General features: G+C 52.1%; 12 protein-coding genes. 8 read left to right on the top strand and 4 right to left on the bottom strand.

All coding sequences use genetic code 11. From position 1 onward, the window contains the following. The first annotated feature begins 41 nt into the window (after positions 1-41). The 4 genes from HCG48_RS24825 to HCG48_RS24810 all read left to right on the top strand — a co-directional run bounded on the left by HCG48_RS24825 (position 42) and on the right by HCG48_RS24810 (position 6,043). The gene (locus HCG48_RS24825) at positions 42-773 is read left to right on the top strand and encodes a chemotaxis protein CheW (RefSeq protein ID WP_168571572.1); all 732 of its coding nucleotides are present in this window, start codon (positions 42-44) and stop codon (positions 771-773) included. Beyond that, positions 770-3,070: a hybrid sensor histidine kinase/response regulator gene (locus HCG48_RS24820; protein WP_168571571.1), complete on the top strand. Its 2,301-nt coding sequence runs from the start codon at positions 770-772 to the stop codon at positions 3,068-3,070. Before HCG48_RS24825 ends, HCG48_RS24820 begins: the two co-directional genes overlap by 4 nt. Before the next feature lie 415 nt (positions 3,071-3,485). After that, complete coding sequence (gene cheB, locus HCG48_RS24815) at positions 3,486-4,508, top strand: chemotaxis-specific protein-glutamate methyltransferase CheB (RefSeq protein WP_168571570.1); 1,023 nt, start codon at positions 3,486-3,488, stop codon at positions 4,506-4,508. A gap of 137 nt (positions 4,509-4,645) precedes the next feature. After that, positions 4,646-6,043 (top strand): TldD/PmbA family protein, encoded by a 1,398-nt coding sequence (locus HCG48_RS24810; protein WP_168571569.1) that lies wholly within the window; start codon positions 4,646-4,648, stop codon positions 6,041-6,043. A 6-nt stretch (positions 6,044-6,049) separates the two neighbouring features. On the opposite strand, the gene HCG48_RS24805 is transcribed toward HCG48_RS24810, so the two are convergent. After that, a complete protein-coding gene (locus HCG48_RS24805; RefSeq protein WP_168571568.1) occupies positions 6,050-7,552 on the bottom strand; it encodes a hypothetical protein in 1,503 nt (500 codons plus the stop codon). Positions 7,553-8,045: 493 nt separating this feature from the next. Between HCG48_RS24805 and HCG48_RS24800 the strand changes: the two genes are divergently transcribed. From HCG48_RS24800 to HCG48_RS24785, 4 genes are all read left to right on the top strand, one after another. After that, a complete protein-coding gene (locus HCG48_RS24800) occupies positions 8,046-8,831 on the top strand; it encodes a DUF928 domain-containing protein (protein ID WP_168571567.1) in 786 nt (261 codons plus the stop codon). A gap of 7 nt (positions 8,832-8,838) precedes the next feature. Continuing rightward, entirely contained in the window at positions 8,839-13,770 is a 4,932-nt protein-coding gene (locus tag HCG48_RS27055) for a CHAT domain-containing protein (protein ID WP_168571566.1), read from the top strand. 197 nt (positions 13,771-13,967) lie between these two features. Further along, positions 13,968-16,145 carry a CHASE2 domain-containing protein gene (locus HCG48_RS24790; protein ID WP_246259750.1) on the top strand — a complete coding sequence of 726 codons (2,178 nt, stop codon included), beginning with the start codon at positions 13,968-13,970 and terminating at the stop codon, positions 16,143-16,145. Between the two features lie 26 nt (positions 16,146-16,171). Then, on the top strand, positions 16,172-17,434 hold the full coding sequence (locus HCG48_RS24785; protein ID WP_168571565.1) for a hybrid sensor histidine kinase/response regulator: 1,263 nt from the start codon (positions 16,172-16,174) through the stop codon (positions 17,432-17,434). A 175-nt stretch (positions 17,435-17,609) separates the two neighbouring features. Here the strand turns inward: HCG48_RS24785 and HCG48_RS25610 are convergent, their stop codons facing one another. From HCG48_RS25610 to HCG48_RS24770, 3 genes are all read right to left on the bottom strand, one after another. Next, positions 17,610-19,280 (bottom strand): TPM domain-containing protein, encoded by a 1,671-nt coding sequence (locus HCG48_RS25610; RefSeq protein WP_210437129.1) that lies wholly within the window; start codon positions 19,278-19,280, stop codon positions 17,610-17,612. 115 nt (positions 19,281-19,395) lie between these two features. Further along, positions 19,396-20,145, bottom strand: a complete 750-nt coding sequence (locus HCG48_RS24775; protein WP_168571564.1) for a PHP domain-containing protein — start codon at positions 20,143-20,145, stop codon at positions 19,396-19,398. 840 nt (positions 20,146-20,985) lie between these two features. Beyond that, positions 20,986-22,257 carry a HetZ-related protein gene (locus tag HCG48_RS24770; RefSeq protein ID WP_168571563.1) on the bottom strand — a complete coding sequence of 424 codons (1,272 nt, stop codon included), beginning with the start codon at positions 22,255-22,257 and terminating at the stop codon, positions 20,986-20,988. Positions 22,258-22,630: the final 373 nt, after the last annotated feature.

The raw sequence follows: 22,630 nt of genomic DNA, 5'->3' as shown, positions 1-22,630 counted from the left end.
CCCTCAATCTAAAAAACTCTAAAAAACTCTAAAATCCCTTCATGGAGAATTGCTGGAAAATAATTGGTATCGATGGCGATCGCTCGTGTCAAGAACTCGATCGCGTCATTCACTGCCATAACTGCCCCATTTATTCACAAGGGGGGCGCCAACTGTTCGATCGCCCGCCTGCGGATGACTATGTTGAGGAGTGGACGCGATCGCTGGCGGGGGAAGGGTGGCAATCTGAGTCAGAACCAAGATCGACGGAAGAACAGGCGCCGACCGTCGCGCCAGAGGAACGGGATACGGCGATCGGGGCGACGGGAGTGCCTCTGCCAAGCAGAATCGCGATTTTCCGGTTGGGGGGGGAATGGCTGGCATTGCGGGCCGAGTTACTGCACGAAATCGCCACTCCCCGAACGATCCGCACGGTTCCCCACCGCAGCGACGACTTATTTTTAGGGTTGGTCAACATTCGCGGTGAATTGCTGCCGTGTGTGTCCCTCAACGCCGTGTTGCAGTTGCACTCTTGCGAGATCTCCGATCGCGAAGGGTTGGCGATTTATCCGCGTTTGGTCGTCGTCGAGAGCGATCGCGGCTTGTGGGTGTTTCCCGTCGATGAAATTTACGGGATTCATCGCACCTGCGCCGTTCAATTGGAAACCACCCCCGCCGCGATCGCCTGCGCCAGCCACAGTTACACCCGGGCGATCGTCAACTGGCACGATCGCAAAGTCAATTATTTAGACGATCGCCTCTTATTTGAAGCGATCGCCCACAGAATGCTATGAGCGAACAGAACCGAGATTTGAGCCAGATGTCCATGCGCGATTTATTTCGCATGGAAGTCGAGACCCAAGTGCAGGTTTTAACGGAAAATCTTTTAAAACTAGAAGAATTAGACGAAAATCGCGAAGCCCTCGCCGCGATCGCCCGGGCGGCCCATTCGATCAAAGGGGCAGCCCGGATCGTGCAAGTCGATCCGGCGGTGCGAATCGCCCACGTCCTAGAAGATTGCCTCGTCGCCGTACAGAAAGGACAGATCGCCCTCGATTCGGCAGCGATCGATCGCCTCCTCGCGGGGGGCGATTTGTTGCTCGCCATGAGTCAGGTGGACGAAAACGAGTTCGATCGCTGGTTGGCGGACCGTCAGGGAGAGATCGAACGACAAGAAGCGCAAATTGCCGCAATTTTGAACGAGTCGGAAGCGGCGATCGCCCCGCCAGAAAGCACCCCAGGGGGCGCGATCGACGCTGAAACCGTCGAAACGAAGCCAACCAACGATTCCGCGACGGCGACGGGGGAACGGGTCGTGCGCTTGAGTGCGGACAATCTCAACCGCTTGATGGGATTGGCGGGAGAATCCCTGATCGAGTCCAACTGGCTGCAGCCCTTTGCCAACTCTCTACTGCAACTGAAAACCCGCCAACTCGAACTGTGCCAACTGTTAGAGCAATTAGAGACAAGCTGCGATCGCGATCGTCACGGGGGCATCAACCGCGAAGCCCTCGTCAGCGCCCGAGAACAAGCCCACCAGTGCAGCGACACCTTAAACGATCGCCTCGAAGAACTCGATCGCTTCTCCGGTCGCTTTTCCAGCCTGTGCGATCGACTTTACCGCGAGGCGATCGCCGCCCAAATGCGTCCCTTTCGCGAAGGAACCGCCAATTTTCCCCGCGCCGTCCGCGATTTAGCCAAAGATCTCGGCAAACAAGTCAAATTAGACATTATCGGTCAATCCACCCCCATCGATCGCGATATCCTCGACAAACTGCAAGCTCCCTTAACCCAACTGCTTCGCAACGCGATCGACCACGGGATCGAACCGCCGGAGGAACGGTTGGCAAAAGGGAAAACCCCCGAAGGACGGATTCGCCTCGAAGCCACCCATCGCGCCGGAATGCTCTCGATCCTCGTCTCCGACGACGGACGCGGTCTCGATTTCGAGCAATTGCGCCGCAGTATCGTCGAAAAAGAACTGGTCACCCCGGAAATGTCGCGCCAGTTAAGCGAAAACGAACTGATCGAATTTCTATTTTTACCCGGCTTTTCTTCCGCCCGAGAAGTCACGGAAATTTCCGGTCGCGGCGTCGGTTTAGACGTGGCGAAAACAATGGTGCAACAGGTTTCCGGATCGTTAAAAGCCTTTGCCAATCCCGACGGCGGCTTGAGTTTTCAGTTTCAATTACCGTTAACGTTATCGGTTATTCGTACTTTACTTGTCGAAATTGCCGGGGAACCTTATGCTTTTCCCCTCACCCGAATTAACTGTATTTTACGGATTGCTCCCTCAGAGATTTCTTGGGTTGAAAATCGGCAATATATCCATCTCAACGGCCAAAATATTAGTTTGATCGGCGCCGATCGCGTTTTAGAATTGGACTCGAATCGTGCGATCGCCCCTCACGCAAATCGGCAAGAACTCGATGTTATTTCTATCGGCACCGGATCCCACACTTACGGTTTAGTCGTCGATCGCGCGATCGGCGAACGGGATATCGTCGTCAAACCCCTCGATCCGCGCCTCGGCAAAATCCGCGATATCAGTGCTGCCGCTTTAATGGAAGACGGTTCCCCCCTCTTAATTGTCGATGTCGAAGATTTATTACGCTCCATCGAAACCTTACTCGCTAGCGGAGTACTCGCTAGCGGAGAATTCAATAGTTTCAACCGCGAACCGTCAACGATTGCCGAATCTGTTTGCAAACATATTTTAGTCGTTGACGATTCGATTACCGTTCGCGAAATGGAACGCAAACTATTAGAAAATCGCGGTTATCGCGTCGATGTCGCCGTCAACGGCGTCGATGCCTGGAATGCCCTAATCTCAGAGGCTTACGATTTAGTGATTACCGATGTCGATATGCCCCGCATGAATGGCATTGAATTAGTTTCACAAATGAAATCCCATCCTCAAATTCAATCGATCCCGGTAATTATTGTTTCGTATAAGGAACGAGAAGAAGATCGGCTTTTAGGTTTGGAAGTCGGCGCCAATTATTATTTAACTAAAAGCAGTTTTCACGACAACACTTTTGTTAATGCCGTCATCGACACGATTGGAGGATCGGGGGAAGAGAGATTTTAGATTTAGAGATGGTCGATCGAGAAAATATTAAAAAAAATTACAGCAATTGGCGCGGTCATGGGGGACAAGAGGCAAATATCCCCCCAACCCCCCTTAAAAATCCCCCTAAATCCCCCTTTGAAAGGGGGATTTAGGGGGATCGAAATGTACCGCCCAACAGCGAAAACTGCTGTAGTAGGGGTTTGGTCACCAAACCCCTACAGGACACAAGAGAAACTTCGAGAGAGTTGGGGTAACGAGAAGGCAGCCATCTATCGTTTGATGTCCCGGCAATTGCCTCCTCTCAAACCGGGCTGTTGATGTTTATTTTATAAACAGTCTCCGAGGGAATTGGGAATGGGGAATCGGGAGAGACGACCCTACTCTCTTCTCACTCCCTCGACTACAATAACGATCGCCCCGTCCTTTCCAGTCAATGAAAATAGCGATCGTCAACGATATGGTGCTAGCGGTAGAAGCCTTACGCCGCATTGTGGGTAAAGTACCACACTATGAAATTATTTGGATTGCTGGCAACGGATCGGAGGCGGTCGCGAAATGTTCGCAAAAGCGACCGGATTTGATTTTAATGGATTTGCAGATGCCCGTCCTCAATGGGGTAGAGGCGACGGCGCAAATCGTCCGGCAGTTTTCTTGTGCGGTATTAATCGTTACGGCGAGTATCGACACGAATGTCTCACAAGTGTTTGCGGCGATGGGTCACGGGGCGCTCGACGTGGTCAAAATGCCAAGTTTGGCGACCTCGGAAGATTCTCCCGGCGCGATCGCCCTGTTGGAGAAAATCGCCACGATCGCCAAACTGCTAGGAAAAATGCCGAGTGCTTGCGAGATCGCCCGTCCGGGGACGGGAAGAAGCCGCGCAACGGTCGTTCGTTCCGATCTGCTGCCGCCTCTAGTCGCGATCGCCGCCTCTACCGGAGGTCCCCAGGCGATCTCCACGATCCTCTCACAATTACCCAAAACATTTCGCGCGGCGATCGTCGTCGTCCAGCATATCGAGGCACAATTCGCCCCGGGACTAATTCGCTGGTTAGACGATCGCACCCCGTTGACCGTCGTCATGCTGAAGTCCGGACAGGCGATCGAACCGGGTAAAGTCTACATTGCGGGGCAGCCCAAACACGCGATCGTCGGCGCCGACCTGACCCTAAACTACCGTCGCGAACCCCTCAATTGTCCTTACTGTCCCTCGGCGGACGTATTGTTCGCCAGTCTCGCTCAACATTGGCCCGCGATGGGAGTGGGAATTTTGCTGACGGGAATGGGTCGAGACGGGGCCGAGGGTTTAAAACAACTGCGCGATCGCGGTTGGTACACGATCGCCCAATCCCGAGAAGATTGTGTCGTCTACGGAATGCCCAAAGCCGCCGCCGAAATCGACGCCGCCCGCCGCATCTTACCCCTCGGCGCGATCGCCGAATTTTTACGCGATCGCTGAAAGAAGCCGACGACATCAGGAGTTACCAAGATCCCCATCCCGGGGAGCGTTCCCGGGCGATCGTCCCCGAACGGGGGAGCAAAAAAGGACATTTTGTAAGAAAATAGACTCGATCCCGTCGAGTGCTACCCCTTCTCATGTCTACCTCGATAGCCGATGCCAAAAACTTACTAGACGATCTGATCGCGCGCTACTCCTCCCGCGTCGATTACTTGGCGATTCGTCTGGAAGAATCCGAAGGAACCGATATTTTTTTACGGGGAGACAAAATTGAAACCCTCAGCGAAGGGGTAGCCATTGGCGGACAAGTCCGGGCCTGTTATCGAGGAGGGTGGGGATTTGCCAGCTTCAATCACCTAGGGAGTTTGAGCGATCGCGTCGAAGAGGCGATCGCCGCCGCCCGCCTAGTCGGCGAAGAAGAAACCTTACTCGCCCCCATTGAAGCCATCCGCGACACCTGCCAGATGCCCATCAGTGGCATTCACCCGCGCCAAATCCCCCTCGCCGACAAAAAAGCCCTGTGCGATCGCTACACCGCCATTTTGCGCGGCGTCGATCCTCGGATTGCCACCACCTCCGTCCGCTACGCCGATAGCGCCCAACGCATCCTCCTGTTCACCTCCGAAGGAACGGCGATCGATCAATCCTGGGTAGACATGGAAATGCGCTTCGCCGCCACCGCCCGCAATGGCGAAACCGTGCAAACCGGACGAGAAACCACCGGATCGCGCAAAGCTTACCAAGACCTCACCGCCCTCGACGACCAAGTGCGCGGCGCCGCCCAACGCGCCGTAGACGCCCTCAGTTTGCCCACCGCCCGAGGTAACACCTACACCGTCGTCATCGATCCGATCCTCACCGGACTGTTCGTTCACGAAGCCTTCGGGCATCTCTCCGAAGCCGATATGGCTTACGAAAATCCCGACTTACTCGAAGTAATGACTCTCGGACGCCGTTTCGGTCCGCCGGAATTACAAATTTTCGATGGCGCCGCCCCGCCGGGACATCGCGGCAGCTACTTCTACGACGACGAAGGCACCCCCGCCACCACCACCCAACTGATTAAAGATGGAATTTTAGCCGGACGGCTGCACTCGCGCGAAACCGCAGGCAAATTAGGAGAAGCCCCCACCGGAAACGCGCGCTGTCTCAACTATCAATATCCGCCCCTGGTTCGCATGACCAACACCTGGATCGAACGGGGTAGTACCCCGGTCAAAGACCTGTTTACCGACATTAAAAAAGGAGTTTACGCCCGCAACTGGCTCGGGGGGATGACCAACGGCGAAATGTTTACCTTCAGCGCTGGGGAAGCGTGGATGATTCGCAACGGGAAATTAGCCGAACCCGTGCGCGATGTCACCCTTTCCGGGAACGTGTTCAGTACCCTGGCCGATATCGAGGCGATCGGCGATGATTTTTATTGGGACGAGTCCGGCGGTTGTGGAAAAGGCGGACAAAGTGGCTTACCCGTCGGTTGTGGCGGTCCGAGTTTGCGGATTCGCAATGTGGTCGTCGGTGGCGACGCCCATTGAGGCCCATTAAAGATCGAGATCGTCCGAGTTGGAGGGGCGATCGCGCGATCGCCTGGTGGAAGGGGTCGTCATCGCGCCGGGAAGAGAGGAATTTTCCGCCATGCGATCCATTTGCTCTACTTCGTCGAGAATCGCTTCGGGACTGGTTTCGGTGGATTTGACCACGTAATTTAATTTCAGTTCTTCTAATAAGTCTTGCAAGAGGCTTTCGAGTTCGGCGCGAGTGGCTTTGGCGCGCAGTTCTTCCCGTAAAGAAGCGCCGAACTGTTTGGAAAGGGTCTCGAAAATTGCCCGACCTTCCAGATCGCTGTAGGAATTGGCTAAGACTTTAATCGTGGTGTCGGCGAGGTTGTTGGCGAGGGTTTCGATCGTGTCTTCCGGTAAGGTGCCGATTCCGGGAATATTTTGCAAGGTTTGATAAAAATCGGAATCTTTTAAGGCACTTTCGATGCTGTAGTGGAGTAACTCTTCGATTTCCGGTTGGACGCGGGGTAAAACTTTGTAAATGGTCAATTCCAAGAGGCGATCGCCGATCGCTTGGATTTCGTTGACCTCGTTGACGGCGATGTAAGGTTGTGGCGACAGTAAAGCGCGCGCCAGTTCGCCAGTGGCAACGGCTGACTGCATTTGGTCGATCCAGCGTACCATAGCAAATTTGGCGAGGCGATCGGCCAATTGCGCCCCCGGTTCGCGGGTCATCTGCACTAAAGCGCGCCGGAAGTCCACTAATTGCGTTTGTTGCAAGCGTACCAGGACCGGAATCACCCGCAACCAGCGCCAAAATGGAACAAATAAAAAGATGTCGTACCAGCGCCGCAAGACCGCGTCAAACCACTTGAGATCGGTTTCGCGGCGATAGCGGAAAAAGGTACGGGTGAAGAATTCGACGGCAAAAAAGGCCATGAAAAAGATATCGACCCGCCAAAATTCATCGATGAATTGCCCGTAAACATCGACGTTGCGAAAATAATTGGCGTCCATTAAGGGACGGATGCGGCGGTCAAAAAATTGTAGTTCTTGCAGGGATCCGGCTTGGTTGAAATGCTGGCGCGTCCAGAATTGTGCGAAGGCAACTTTTGCCGAGTCCACGTTCATCCGATCTTCAATTTCGCGTTGAATTTTGGCAAAACTGGGAAGTCTTGAGGGAACGGCAAAGGGATTTTCTTCAATTAATTTGACCGTTTGCTGCCGGAGAGAAGCGAATAAGAGTTCGATTTTATCGGAGCCAGAATCGGAGCGATCGCCTGTCAATTCTTCCGTCAACAAATCGACTGTTTTCAGATAAGTTTGCGTGTCGCGATGGGGTTCGATCCCTTTCATCGGATCGTAAAAGATGACGAGATCGGGGACGTGTTTGATATAAAAATCTCGTAGGGGAATGTAAGTTAAATTAAACAGTCCTAAAAGGAAATTAACTAAGGCAAGAAGGGCGACCAATTTAGCCAGCCACCCCATCGAAATCGTGGGAGTTTTGGCTCGATTTTGGCGGTCGGTTGGGCTCGGTTGCACGGCGATTTCTGCTTGGCAAATGAATATTATGGGCGATCGCGCCCAGCCAGCGTTCCGATCGAATTCCCCTTAAACCATCAACCTCGTTCGCATTCGATAGACAATTGAGCCGTTGCTTCTCGGAAGGTAGAACGGTCGAGCAAGTGAACGGGTCATTTCTACTGGGAACAAGTCCCTCGGCGATCGCACCGTGCCCATTCAAAATCTGCTCGAAATTAGCTCAAAATTGGCTCGAAATTGGCTCCACCATATAACCCCTGGTATCGCGCGATCGCCTTTGCACGAACTTAAACGCCATCAATTTTATGAAACTTTAATGTTTTTACGAACGTCTAATTACTTTTAGAGCAGTAAAAATAAGCCACTGGCGACTCAAGAGTTGGATCGATTAGACTGAGTATATAAGGGGGTGTCCTCATGCCAAAATCCAGATTCTGGAGGCTTTTGGCCGGATAGCTCCACCTGTATTTTCTTCAGGAAGAGAGTGACAATCATGATTCGGAAACGTTCAATCAAAAAGATCGCCCAGATTCCGATCGGGGTACTGTTAACGATCCCACTGGCAGCGTCTTCAATCTTGCCAGCACAAGCGCAGTCGGTCAATACTCGCCCGGGACCGTCCGACAGTTGGTTGGTCAGCGAAGCCTTTTCGCCACCGAACCGGGGGGCACCGCCAGCAACGGCTGAAGGGGGAACCCGAGGCTGCGGTAACTATGAAGAAGGGGCAAAGACACTGACGCCTTTGATTCCCGAAAAATTCTTAGCGCTCACCGTATCGGAACATCCGACCTTCTTCTGGTACGTTCCGGGCGCCTCGGAACAAACCCTAGAATTTACCTTACTCGACAAAAATGACGAAGAAGTCATCTATCAAACGACGTTTGCAGCCCCCGTCAAATCCGGAATTGTGAGCTTGCAACTTCCGTCAGAAAACGTCGAAGCGCTGAAAACTGGGGAAATGTACCACTGGTATTTAGTCACGATTTGCGATCCGAACGATCGCAGTGGCGATTTGTTTGTCGATGGCTGGATCGAACGCACGGAAGCGACTATGGAACTGACGGCAGCTTTAGAGGATGCCCAGCCCGACGAAATTCCGTCTATTTATGCTAGAAACGGGATTTGGCACGAAGCTTTGGCCAGTTTAGCGCAACTGCGTCAAGAAAATCCCGAAGATTCTAACTTGGCCGAACGCTGGCAGCAACTTTTAAATTCTGTCGATCTCGGCGAATTTTCAGAAGAACCGCTCGTCGCTCGCAATCAAAGCACTCAGGAGTAAAACCATCGTGTCGTCACGGGTAACCCATCACCGTTGGTTGTGGACTTTACCGATTTGTTTGACTCTTTTAGGGGCCGCACCGGGACGGACGCAAACTCCGATCCCGGCGGCGGACGGTACGGGAACTGTCGTTACCCCTGACGGCAACCGTTTTGATATTGATGGCGGCAGGCGATCGCCTGACGGTGCCAACCTGTTTCACAGTTTCGAGCAGTTTGGGCTAGATCCGGGTCAAACAGCCAATTTTTTGTCGGATCCCCAGATTCGCAACATCTTAACTCGGGTGGTCGGTGGCGATCCCTCGGTTATCCACGGATTGCTTCAAGTGAGCGGGGGCAATTCTAATCTCTATTTGCTCAATCCTGCCGGAATTGTCTTCGGGTCTCAAGCCCGTTTGGACGTTCCGGCGTCTTTTTTTGCCACCACTGCCACGGGGATTGGCTTTGAGGGGGGCTGGTTCGATGTTTCCCAGGCTCCGGTTTTCGACCGTCTGCTCGGTTCGCCCAATGCCTTTGCGTTCGATCGCGATCGCCCCGGGGTCACTCTCAATGCAGGTCACTTGGCGGTCACTCCGGGAGCCACCCTCAGCTTGAGCGGCGCCACGGTCATCAATACCGGAACCCTCAGCGCCCCGGGGGGTCAAATCTCTCTCGCTGCAGTTCCCGGGGAAGGCATCGTCCGCCTCAGTCAAACCGGGATGGTCTTGAGCTTGGACCTCGACACTCAAGGGGTCGCAAACCCTCTGTTGACCCCTCCCGATCTGGCCGAATTACTGACGGGAGGCCAGTTGAGCCACGCTACCGGGGTTCGCCTCAATCCGGACGGAACCGTGAGTTTGAGCGGTTCTACGGCTAAAATTACGCCGGAAGCGGGGATGACGATCGCCTCGGGTCATCTCAGCGTCGCCCATACCCAAAGGACGATCGCCCCCGGCGCGATTCAGGTGTTGGGCGATCGCGTCGGCGTCTTGGACGCGGCGATCGATGCTTCGAGTATCGCCGGAGGTGGCGACATCTGGATCGGGGGCGACTTGCGCGGCGGCGGCACCCTCCCCACAGCCCGCCAGAGTGCGATCGGCTCGAATTCGACGGTCAAAGCTAACGCGATCGCGGGCGCCGATTCCGGTGCAGATGGCGGTCGGATTATCATCTGGGCCGACGATCTCACCCGCTTTAGCGGAACCGTGGAAGCCCGGGGGGTCGGCAACGGCGGCAATGGCGGCTTTGTGGAAATTTCCGGCAAAGAACGGCTCATTTTTAACGGGAGCGCCGATTTGAGCGCCCCCGAGGGCCTCTGGGGGACGCTCCTGCTCGATCCGAGAAATATTACGATCGTCAGTGGCGACAGTTCGGACGGGGTCGATGCGGCGTTGAGTCAGGAACCCCCACAAATCCTGGCAGACGATTTCTTCGGTACGGAGGAAGATGGCGAAAATCAAGATATCGACATTAGCGCCTCTACCCTCGAACAGTTATCCGGCAATATTATTCTCGAAGCCACCAATGATATTACGATCGCCAATAACGTCGATTTGACCTTCGTTCCCGGCGGGTCGATCGTCTTTACCGCCGATGCGGACCAGTCCGGCGAAGGCGCTTTCTCGATGAATCAAAATAGCGAAATCAATACCCAAGGGCGAGATTTGACGATTTCGGGGGTCAGCGTTGAAGTCGGCATCATTAATACCGCCCTCGAAGACGCAGACGCGGGAAATCTCTCCTTAATCGGCAGTTCGGGCAACGTCACGGCGCGGGAGCTGATCGCTACCGCAACAGGGGACAACTCCGGCGGCGAGATTAACCTGTCTACCACGGGAAGCGGCGAGATTAGCTTGCAAGCGTCGGGGGCGATCGATACTAGCGCGGAAGATGGCGACGCCGGAACCATTACCCTGAGTACGGAAAATGGGGTGATTAATATCGCCAACAACGACCTCACCGCGACGTCCAATAACGGATCTGGGGGCGCGATTCTCTTGGAAACGACCGGAGACGGGGCGATCGAAATCAACCCCGGCGTTCTCGATTCGAGTTCGCAAGCGGGGGATGGCGGTGCCATTACCTTGAGGACGGGTAATGGGGATATTCGCACTCGCGATCTGACTTCAAATTCGAGTGGCGCCGGAACCGGGGGGGCGATCGCCGTATCCGCCGGGGGAGATGGCACGATCGAAGTCATCACGGGGATCTTCGATTCGAGTTCGCTGTCGGGAATTGGCGGCGATATCTCCCTCGATAGTGAAGGGGGAGATATCGAGACCGGAGACTTGCTCGCCGGAAGTGAGGAAGGCGTCGCCGGAGCGATCGCCATCGACGCCAACACGGGAACGATCGACGTTGCAGGGGATGTTGTTGCTTCGGATTTAAGCTTAATTGCCAACGCGATCGCCCTGTCTGGCGGTGCCAATTCAGTGACGGGAACCGGACAAGTCTCTTTCCAACCCCCAAGCGATCGCGATATCGAAGTGGGAACCACGGCGAGCAATTCCGACGCCTTGCAACTCTCCGGCAATACCTTGAGTGCGATCGCCTCCGGGTTCGAGCAAATCGCGATCGGGACTGCCGACTCGACCGCAGACGTGCGTCTGGGAACCAGCGACCCCTTCAACCTCCCGGTACTCATCCGAGGCGGCGACACGCTCTTCGGCGGCGATCGGGATACGACCTGGACCCTGTCTGGTCTCAACAGTGGCACCGTGAGCGGCTATGCCAACGGTTTACGATTTGAAAATATCGAAAACTTAGTCGCCGGAAACCGCAACGATTTATTTGTGTTTAGTGACGGCGCGCGCCTTAGCGGTACGATCGACGGTCGCGATGGCAACGACTATCTCAATTACGACGCTTACACGACCCCGGTAAATATCGATTTGCCGAGTAATACGGCCACCGGAACCGCAGGGGTATTTAATATTGAGGAACCCCCAACGCCCAATACTCCGGGCAATGGGAATTCTGGTAACGAGACTCCCGATAACGAGACGCCCGATAACGAAACGCCCGATAACGAAACGCCCGATAACGAGACGCCCGATAACGAGACGCCCGATAACGAGAATCCGGATAACGAGACTCCCGATAACGAGACTCCCGAACCGACAATTCCGATTCCTCCACCGATAGAAATTGAACCTGCGCCAGATATTGCCCCCCTGTCGGAAACCGAGGATTCCTCTAGCGATTCCCCGATTGACAACGACGGGACGCCACCCCAACGGGCTGATTTCCCCGTGGCGCTCGATCGCGAGATCGACCCGACGATCGGATCTCAAGCGCCCAACCCCGTAAGTCCGGAACCGATAGAGGGAGTGAGCGTTCCTCCGATTCCCGAGACGTCCCCCCTTCCGGAGAGGGCGAGGGGCGATCGCCCGGAAAATGGATCGATTCCGGAGATCGGCGGGATCGACCCGAATGCGCCGATTCCAGTGGATGCCCTGTTTCCGTTGCCTTCCAATCCGAACCCCGCACCGGAAAATCCGGCTCAACCGCCACCGAACAACCCCGTGGCCCAACCGCCGATCGCCCAAGGACCGAATGCGGTGCAACCGGAGCAGATTTTACAGGTGGATCCGAGTTATCCGAGTGGGTCAACTCAGGGGAATTCGTGGGGCGATCGCGAGATGGGCGATCGTGGGGTTCTCGGCGATCGGGTCAACAACAATTTGACCAATCGCCCGGTTCTGCGATTGACAACCCGTAGCGAGATCGAAAACTTGTTCGACCGAGGGGATATTCCCGGGGCGATCGAAACCCTCGATCGCTTCTACAGCGAAGAGTTCGAGAGCTTTTTAGGGGTCAAAACGACCAATCCTTATCTGTCTTTTCCGGCGATGCAACTGCGCCAGCAAGAAATGGCGGAACTGACGGGCGATCGCTCGGCGATTATTTATACTTTCGCGCGATCGGACTATTTAGAAGTGGTTCTCGTGCCCCTCGTCGGCGATCCCATTTACAAGCGCATCGTCGAGGCGCCCAAAATTCGCCTCTTGCAAGAGGTTCGGACGTTCCTCGATCGCATCGTCAGTCCGATCCAACGGCGCACGGACCGCTATCTCGAACCGTCCCAACAACTTTACAACTGGATGCTCGCCCCCCTCGCCGACGATTTAGAACGGTTGGAGATCGATACGCTGATCTTCAGCATGGACGAGCATTTACGCAGTCTTCCCCTCGCCGCCTTGCACGATGGCGATCGCTTCTTAGTGGAACGCTACAATCTCAGTTTGATTCCCAGTTTGCATCTGGTCGATACCCGCTACCAGTCGTTAAACAATGCGTCAATCTTGGCGATGGGGGTTTCCCAATTCCAGGATCAGCCCCCCTTACCTGCAGTTCCTCTGGAAATTAGCACGATCGCCGAAAATATCTGGCCCGGGAAAAGCTTCCTCAATCAAGCGGTCACTTTAGAAAATTTGAAGGAACAACGGCAGGAATTTCCTTATCAAATCGTCCACCTCGCCACTCACGGGCAATTTAGTAAAGGTCAGATCCAAGAGTCGTATCTCCAGTTATGGGATAAAAAGTTACGCCTCGATCACATTCCCGCCTTACCGTGGCACGATCCCCCGGTGGAATTGCTCGTCCTCAGCGCCTGTCGCACGGCTTTAGGCGATCGCGAGGCGGAATTTGGCTTTGCGGGGTTGGCGGTGCAGTCCGGCGCCAAATCGGCGATCGCCAGTCTCTGGTATGCCAACGATACCGGAACCCTGGGACTGATGAGCGAGTTTTATCATTCGTTGCGATCGGTCCCACTTAAAGCGCAAGCTTTACGGGAAGCCCAAATCGCGATGTTAAGCGGCGAATTGTATCTCAAGGACGGTCAACTCGTCGGCAGTTTCGGTACGATTCCCTTACCCCCCGAATTTAGTGGCAGCCATCTTAAAACTTTGACACATCCCTATTATTGGGCCGGGTTTACGACCATTGGTAGCCCTTGGTAAGGGGTTGGAACTCCCTTGGGGAATTTCGATTCCTCGTCGGAGAAGCGAGCGAGGGGTCTTTCAGGGAAGTGATGGGGAGCGATCTCCGATTTCGAGCGGCTATATTCAGTCCAGAGGCAAGTTGTGAGCCGTTCGACCCTTTCAAATTTGAGCCTTAGAATCAAAATGGGATTGAACGGCTCACGAGTCCAATCGCCTTGAGTGCCAATTTTAGCCTGGGTCGTATGTGGAAAAAATTGCGAGCGCAACAAGGACAATGGCGCCGGATTCTAGCGATCGCCCCGACGGTGGGGATAACTTTGATCGTGTTACGGGCGATCGGTTTATTTCAAATGTTGGAATTGTCTTTGTTCGATCGCTGGTTTGATTGGCGCCCTTTGGAAGATCCGGACCGACGCATCGCGATCGTCGGTATTACCGAATCGGACTTGCGCCAAGTCGGAACCTGGCCGATTCCCGATCGCTTGTTGGCGCAATTACTCAATAAAATTAAAGCCCAAAATCCCGCCGCGATCGGCTTGGATATTTATCGCGACTTACCCGTAGACCCCGGTTACGATGAATTAGTTGAAGTTTTTGAATCGACCCCAAATTTAATTGGTATTAGAAAAGCGGTGGGCGATCGCAACCGTCAAGGGGTCGCCCCGCCTCCCGTTCTCGCGCGTTTGGATCGCGTCGCCGCCAACGATTTTCCCTGGGATGCCGATGGCAAGATTCGACGGGCTTTTTTGTACTTAGATGATGAAAATGGCAATATTATTTATAGTTTAGCTTTTCGGTTGGCTTGGATTTATTTAAAAGAGCGGGGAATCGAACCGAAACTGGAGGGAGAAACCCGCATTGTTTTGGGAAAAACTTCATTTTCTCCCTTTTCTTCCCACGACGGCGGCTATGTGGGAGCGGAAGATAGCGGTTATCAAGTTTTATTGAATTTTCGAGGACCGAGTCACACCTTCGATCGCGTGTCTTTATTTGAAGTCTTAGAAGAGCGTATTCCTTCGGATTTTTTCCGCGATCGCATTATCTTAATCGGTTCGACTGCCGAAAGTTTAAAAGACTATTTATTGATCCCTTACAGTAGCGATTTTATGGGGCTTCCCGAAGCGATGGCCGGGGTCGAAGTTCATGCCAATTTAACCAGTCAAATTATTGCCGGAGCCTTGGAAGGGCGATCTCAATTGAAAACTTGGCCCGAACTGCTCGAATGGCTTTGGATTTTGGCCTGGAGTGCGATCGGAACCACGATTATCTGTCAGTGGTACTATGAAAACGAGCTCGCTAAAATCTCTTTTCCACGGACGGGCACTCGGATCGCGATCGCCAGCACGAGCCTCCTGGCGATCGGTTATCTCTCCTTTCTCAGCAGTTGGTGGATTCCCATTATTCCCGCCTTTTTTTCCCTCGTCGCCGCCACAATTGTTAACACCGGATACACCCTTTGGGATAATTTAAAACTCTCCCACAAACGCATCGAAGACTACGCTAAAACGTTAGAAATAAAAGTCGAACAGCGCACTTTTGAATTAAGAGAGAAAAACCAACAATTAGAACATACCCTGGAAAAACTGACCGCCGCCCAAAAGCAAATGATCGCTCAAGAAAAACTGGCTTATTTGGGTTCCCTCGCTGCTGGAATTGCTCACGAAATCAGAAATCCACTTAATTTCGTCAATAACTTCGCCCGTATTTCGGTTGAATTAACCGAGGAAATTATAGAAGAATTAGAACCTCAATTAGAATACTTAGAAGAAGAATGCGTCGAAGAAATTAACGATATTTTCGGAGAACTCAAAGAAAGTATAACCGATATTAGCAGCCACGGACAAAGAATTGAAAAAATTATTCAAGGGATGTTGATGCACGCCCAGAATGATGAAACGGGTCATCGGGAAGCTACCGATATTAATGCCCTTCTTAAAGAAAGCATCGAGCTAGTTTATCACAGTCTCAAAGCTCGCGACAAAAGCTTTGAAATGACCTTAGAAACCGACTACGATAATTCGATTGGCGAACTCTATGTGGTTCCTCAATATATCAGTCGTGCCTTTTTAAATATTCTAACCAATGCCTGCGATGCTGCTTATGCCAAGCAGAAAAAAATTGGGGACAGTTTCGTCCCCTTGGTTATCGTTAAAACGGTTAACTTAGAAAGCGGTATTGAAATCCATATTCGCGATAATGGTGTCGGAATTTCTGACGAATTTCTCGATAAAATCTTCAATCCCTTTTTTACCACAAAACCCCCCGGAGAAGGGACGGGTTTGGGTTTGTCGATCGCCTATGATACGATCGTAGCAGCCCATCAAGGAGACATTCAGGTTAAAAGCGAAGTCGATTCTCATACGGAATTCATTATCTTTTTACCTAAAAAATGATTTAATCGATCTTCAACAATATAGACATGGAAGAGCAAAAAGCCCCGCAAATCTTATTTGTCGATGACGAACCCTCTCTCGAAAGTCTGATTCGCCGACAGTTCAGGCGAAAATTGCGTAAAAACGAATACGAATTCTTTTTTGCTCAAAATGGGGTTGAAGCCTTAAAACAAATTGAAGAAGAGCCGGATATTCAGGTCGTCATTACTGACATTAATATGCCGGAAATGAACGGTCTGACTTTACTCGATAAAATTCACGATCTCGGTCATGTCATTAAAACCGTCGTTCTGTCGGCTTATGGAGATATGAAAAATATCAGAACGGCGATGAATCGAGGGGCGTTTGATTTTCTCAACAAGCCGATCGATTTTGAAGATTTAGAAATTACGATGAATCGCGCCTTAGAGCAGGTTCAACAGCAACGCAACAGTCAATATCAACTCCAACAAGCTCAAACCCAATTAATTCAAAGTGAAAAAATGTCCGCTCTCGGTCAGCTCATTGCTGGAGTCGCTCATGAAATGAATAATCCTGTCGGATTTATTGCAGGAAATGTGGCGATCGCCGAAGATTATATCAGCGAACTGATTGAAGTGATCGAGTTATATCGAGATAAATTTAAGGATCCCGGCGAAGAAATTAGCGCCAAACTTCACGAAGTTGACTTTGAATCCCTCGTCGCCGACGTTCCCGAACTCGTCGCCTCCATGAAAGAAGGAACCGATCGCATTTATCACTTAAGCAATTCATTAAGAACCTTTTCGCGCGCCGATATTTCCACTAAAGTCGCCTTTAATCTCCACGACGGTCTCGACAGTACCTTATTGATTTTAAAACATCGTTTAAAAGCGAACGAATTCCGTCCAGATATCGATATTTGCAAAGAATATAGCGAATTACCCGCAGTGATTTGCTATCCGGGACAACTCAACCAAGTCTTTATGAATTTGCTCGCCAACGCGATCGATGCGTTAGACGAATATAGCGATAAACGAACTTGGGACGAGATGCTCGAATCTCCTAATATCATTACGATTTCAACCTGCGAACTTCCCGAAAACAAGCGAGTTCAAATTCGCATCTCGGATAACGGACCGGGGATTCCCGAGAAAGTGAAAACCCACGTTTTTGATTATTTATTTACCACCAAACCCCCCGGGAAAGGAACCGGACTGGGACTGTCCATCAGCTATCAAATTGTCGTCGAAAAGCATGGCGGTCGCCTTTATTGTGAAAGTGAGGGAGACACGGGGGCTACTTTTATCATTGAATTGCCCATTGAATAGTTAAATTTTTCCAGTTTTTAAGATTGGGGTGCTACAGCATTTTCCTCTGCTCTGCAAGCCATTTAGATCCCCCTAAATCCCCCCAACCCCCCTTTGAAAGGGGGGCGAAGGGGGGAAAGGGGGATCGGGCACTGTACCTCATCAGATCGCGAAGTGCTGTATGTCTATTTTTGAGTTAGAAATCTCCGCCTGCACCGCCGCCACCGGAACTCCCACCACCAAAGTCACCGCCACCACTGGAACCGCCGCCACCACCGCCACCAGAACCGCCACCAAATCCGCCGCCAAAAATGCCCCCGGTATAACTGGAACCACTGCGGTGAGTGCGACTCGAACTTGTCCCATGGGAACGGTGAGAATGGGAGTAAGGGGGAATCGTGATTTCGCGCTCTTGTTTATAGTCGCAACAATGACATTCCGTGATTAATCTACGTTTTCCCGGCTGTGAATCGGTCGGCATAACGGTGGTTTTATAGTCTTCAACCATCGTTAATTCTTGACAGTTCGGACAGCATTTAAAGCGATCGCGTTCATCGGGAAGGCGATCGATGCAAATATGAAAAGGTAATTCAAATGAGGCGCTACACTGGGAACACCGCCACCCTTCTATTTTGAGACTGCCTAAATCTACGGCTACTTTTTCAGGTCGGCTTAAATAAGCTGTTAGAGTTTGCCAATCTACAGGTTCCATGAGCCGATCGCATTTTTTGCAGCGATATTTTTTATTTGAATTGGTTAAAAAGGATTTTTTAGGATCGAGTAAGCTTGAGAGTGGAAAACTCGCGAAGGTAGCATTAATTAAGGGGTAAAACATAAAATTTGCCCATGTAGAGCCGAACAAGGGTTCGATCAAGCCATTTAAAAAGACATAAATTATGCTCGTCGCTACTATGGTTCCTACGAAAACTTCAAATCCCGGAATAAAGCTGTAAGTTTTGGCAATCCAAGCTAAAAGGAGAAAGGCGATTAAAATAAACCAAAAATTAGCTAAATTTGGAAATAAAGAGTTGACTAAAATCGTGAAACAAAAAACGGCGATAAAATTGGCGCGATAGAAAAAAGATCCTTGAGAATTTTCCTTTCCTGAATCGTTTTTGTAGCGCGATCGCCCGGTGGGTTCGATTCGATTGTTGTTGGCTAATTTACGAGCGATCGCGATCGAACTAGCAATCCCGATCGCGCCAGCGCCCATGGTTCGTATCCAGGCGAGCGGCGATCGCAAAACCGTTGTAGAGCGATCGCTGTCTGCAATCTTATTAATTTCTGCTTGAGATTCTGCTTGAGAAAATAGTAATTCTTGTTCTAATTTCTCGACGATCGCGCGAGTTCCAGCTAAAATGCCGCCATTAAAATCATCGGTTTTGAGTTTCGGCAGAATGTAACGGTCTAAAATATTACCGACTTCAGCATCGGGAAGGATCGGCTCGATTCCATATCCGGTTTCAATTTCCACCCGGCGATCGCTCAACGAAGTTAAAAATAAAACGCCGTTATCTTCTTCTTGTTTGCCAATTTCCCAGTGATTAAACAGTTCGGTAGCAAATTGTTTTGGAGAGGGAGACGGTGCCGTTTCTGGAACGGTAACTACGGCCATTTCAGCCCCGGTTTTTGCTTCTAAATCCTCAATTAGGCGATCGATTTGTGCTTCCGTGTCGGAACTGAGAACCTGAGCCATATCCGCGACCCAACCCCCATATTCTTGTTGCGGATTGGGAACGTCATCGACGCTTAACCCATGGGTGGGGAGGGGTAACAACAATCCTAATGCTCCCAAAAATGCTAAAAATGCTAAAAATCGCCTCAAAATGTGGGCATGGAGTGGCTGAAAGCTAGGAAATCTTCTCATTGACTTGTCAAATGCTCGACTGCGGCGATCGCTCTATTGCTCTGAGTCCACTCGGAGGTAATCGCCAAGCTCATTGCAGGAGTGGGGAGAAAGTCGATCCCATCTCCCCAAATCCCTACAAGCGCATCAACAAATTCGGTCCGTGGGTGTCCGTACCGCAAGTTTGCAATAAGTCGTACTGCTGCGCCAGTCGTTTGACTTGGGCGGTTTGCTTGGAACTCGGGCGCCACGGATCGGGATTGTCGTAGGCATAGTAGGTTTCGATCCCGTCGATTCCCAAGCGGGCGACCTCGGGAATTAACTGAGAGGGGCTGCGCCGTCGGTAACGGGCCGGGTGAGCTAAAACGGCTAAACCCCCTGCGGTTTGGATGGCACGAATGACCTGTTTGGCTTCGTAATCTTTGCCCCGCACGGGATATCCTTTCAAGTAGGGTTGGATCCGCTCGTGTTCGGGGTCGAATCCGTATCCGAGGATGTGAACTTCGATATCGAGGATGCCTGCATTAATTTCGATGCCACTCCACAACTGGGGCAGGTCGGCAGATTCCCCGGCGAGGTGACGGGGGTCTTGGGCGCGGCGATCGAGCCAATGGCGGGCGATCTGGTACCCTCTAACACTGTGGTGGTCGGTAATGGCTAGCCCTTGCAAACCGATATCGACCGCTTGCTGCATGAGTGCTTCTGGGGAAAGGCGCCCGTCGGAAGCGGTGGTGTGCATGTGGAAGTTATAGGATCGCGGGCAACTGTGCGCGTCGATCTGTTGGAAAGTTTCTTGAAGCGCCCCCCGATCTTGGGAGGGGTCGCTAACATGCTGCTTGACGCTAGGGTCGAAGGATACAGCACTGCAAGTCAGATTGACACTCATAAATCTATCTATAAGTCTGGTGTGTACGGACAGAAAATCTCAAACCCCCTGAATCTCGTTGTTGTGAACGAATCAGTGACGATCGCTCCGGGAAGGCGATCGCCGTTTATGGCTTACAAACATAAAGACTTCCCGATGAGGAAATTTGTTTTCACCGATAACGTAGCCCTCGAAGGGCTTAGGCTGGGTAGGGGCGTTTCACGAAACGTAGGGGCGTTTCACGAAACGTAGGGGCGTTTCACGAAACGTAGGGGCGTTTCACGAAACGTAGGGGCGTTTCACGAAACGTAGGGGCGTTTCACGAAACGTAGGGGCGTTTCACGAAACGCCCCTACTAAAGGAGAGGCACGAAGCCCCGTCTCTTTAGAGCGGGGTACTGACTGGATTTTCGTTGCGTTTACATATTTTAATAATTTTTTCTGGTTTGTCGCTACCGAGCCAAAATACCTAGAGGGATTCCAGGGCAGTGCTAAACGGTGCAACAGCGCGATTCCCCTCGGGAGACGGTCTGCGATCGCCCCTGCCGAAAAGGCGAGTCCTTGTCACTTAATGCAATCATTTAATCCCGTCGCGGGCAGTAAAAAAAACAACCAAGCGATCTTAGCTTGGTTGTTTGGCTCGGCCTTTGAATCGGCCCGTTATCGTGTACAGTTCTGAGGATTCCCGCGATCCTCCCCTACCGCATCGGGGGGTAGGTTGCCGAGAGCGCTGCCCGAAACCCTCCCGATTCCCCCTTCCCGATTTCCCCTCCGGCGGGCCAGATGAGTGCCCTGCCAACTCCAACCTCCACCTGTTGACTGAGACCGTGTAGATGGCCCCGAAATACAATCTCACTCGCCATCACTTCCCTTTATTTTCAGTATTGCGGACTTGCCAAGCTAATTCGAGAAGGGCAGACCAGCGTTTTTGAACTTGTTTCGGCGTGCATCGAATCGCGTCGGCAATTTCGCGATCGCTGCTGCCATTGCGTTTGAGTTCGATCAGTTGGCGTTGTTCGTCGGTAATCGCCTTGCAGAACTCATCCCACTGTTGGGGAGCCATGCCCAAATTTTGATCTAGATCCGCCCCCAACCACTCGTGAACGAGTTTCCAGTTATGAGAACGGGCGAATTTTTCGACGTGATATTTGAACCGTTGTTGTAAATAGTCGCGCTGGCGAGCCGTCAAACCGAGAATTTCGTCGATTTCCGGGGCGGCGAGGTCTTGGAGTTTGAGAACCAAATAGTCCACACAGTCCGATTGACCTTGGGCTTCGAGATACTGCACCAACTCTTGGATGACGCGATCGCGCAAGACCGCTTCCGAAGGATCCACCGTATCCGCCACCATTTGCTCGCGTACTTGCTGCGCCGCATAGGAGCGACTTTGAATCTGAGCATCTTCACCCTTGGGATATTCCACCGCTTGTTCGATATCGACCAACGTTTCCGGCGGTTGACCGTGGGCGAATCCTTGAGCGCGCAACACCACTAACTGCTGGTTGCACCGACCGGGTAAAGTAATCCGGCGTTTGGCGTAATGTTCGGTAAAGGCCATATATTCGGCCAATTCCAACTGGGTGCGCGGGGTGTAATTTTCGGCCACGTCGTGTTCGCGACGGAAGGCGCGCAGCACTTCGATGTAAAACCCTTGCAAGAAATCTTCGATCAAGTTGTAGCGCGCTTGGAAGCTCAGGCGAGAGTGCATCGGCGCCACGTGACGGTAAACCATCGAGCTAAGTTGGGCGTGCAGTTCCACCCGTCCTTGTTTGGAACCGAGTTTGTGGTATTGCAAGCATTTTTGCATCCGGTGACGGGCTAAGGTCAACTGCCAAGAATGGATCTGACCGGAATTTTGAATGCGATTGCTTTTTTGACAAATGCGCTCGACTTCTTTAGCGATGCGATCGGCCACGCCTGCGGCACTCTTGGATTTGTTGGTCAGTTTTTGGCTGAGTTCGTCGAATACTTGCTCGGTGAGTTCTTCGACACTCATCCCTTGAGCGATCGTTTCCGGGCTGAGTTCGGGGGTAGGATTTTCATCTCGATCGCTTTCAGCCGGGGTCGCTTGTCCTTGGGAAACTTGAGAATTTTTGGTTCGGTAGCTGGGGGTTTTTGCAGTTTTGACGTTCATGTTTTTGCCTCGGGTAACGCACCATCTTTAAAATTCAGCGACAGACCGCAAGGGACGTTGATAACAGTCCGCGTGTCGGTTGAATCGCCTCGATTCATCGCCGCTTTCTATAGTTCGACTCTCCCAAGTTTTGGAAAACTTTAGTTCGACCGGGTTGCCTGTTCTCGAACTGGTATAGAACAGACAGGGATGAGGAAGGGACTGTAGACGGCGGTGTCTGCATTTGAGGGGGTTTCATCCCGGGGAAATGAGCTATTTTTCGAGGGACAGTTGACGAACTGGCTCGGCACCCCGGAAACAGATGGTGAAATGGCACACGGTTATCCTCGAAAACTGGGATAGGGAAACACAACGTTTCTTTTCAGATCGCTAC

The sequence above is a fragment of the Oxynema aestuarii AP17 genome (genome assembly GCF_012295525.1).
Lineage (GTDB): Bacteria > Cyanobacteriota > Cyanobacteriia > Cyanobacteriales > Laspinemataceae > Oxynema > Oxynema aestuarii.
Note: the sequence above shows the minus strand (reverse complement) of the source record. Positions and strands in the feature narration are given on the sequence as shown.

What these genes read in the sequence shown, in the direction of transcription:
- HCG48_RS24810 (WP_168571569.1), top strand. Translation starts at nt 4,646, where the DNA reads ATGTCTACCTCGATAGCCGATGCCAAAAACTTACTAGACGATCTGATC.
- HCG48_RS24800 (WP_168571567.1), top strand. Translation starts at nt 8,046, where the DNA reads ATGATTCGGAAACGTTCAATCAAAAAGATCGCCCAGATTCCGATCGGG.
- HCG48_RS25610 (WP_210437129.1), bottom strand. Translation starts at nt 19,280, where the DNA reads ATGAGAAGATTTCCTAGCTTTCAGCCACTCCATGCCCACATTTTGAGG.
- HCG48_RS24770 (WP_168571563.1), bottom strand. Translation starts at nt 22,257, where the DNA reads ATGAACGTCAAAACTGCAAAAACCCCCAGCTACCGAACCAAAAATTCT.
- HCG48_RS24785 (WP_168571565.1), top strand. Translation starts at nt 16,172, where the DNA reads ATGGAAGAGCAAAAAGCCCCGCAAATCTTATTTGTCGATGACGAACCC.
- HCG48_RS24820 (WP_168571571.1), top strand. Translation starts at nt 770, where the DNA reads ATGAGCGAACAGAACCGAGATTTGAGCCAGATGTCCATGCGCGATTTA.
- HCG48_RS24775 (WP_168571564.1), bottom strand. Translation starts at nt 20,145, where the DNA reads ATGAGTGTCAATCTGACTTGCAGTGCTGTATCCTTCGACCCTAGCGTC.
- cheB (WP_168571570.1), top strand. Translation starts at nt 3,486, where the DNA reads ATGAAAATAGCGATCGTCAACGATATGGTGCTAGCGGTAGAAGCCTTA.
- HCG48_RS24825 (WP_168571572.1), top strand. Translation starts at nt 42, where the DNA reads ATGGAGAATTGCTGGAAAATAATTGGTATCGATGGCGATCGCTCGTGT.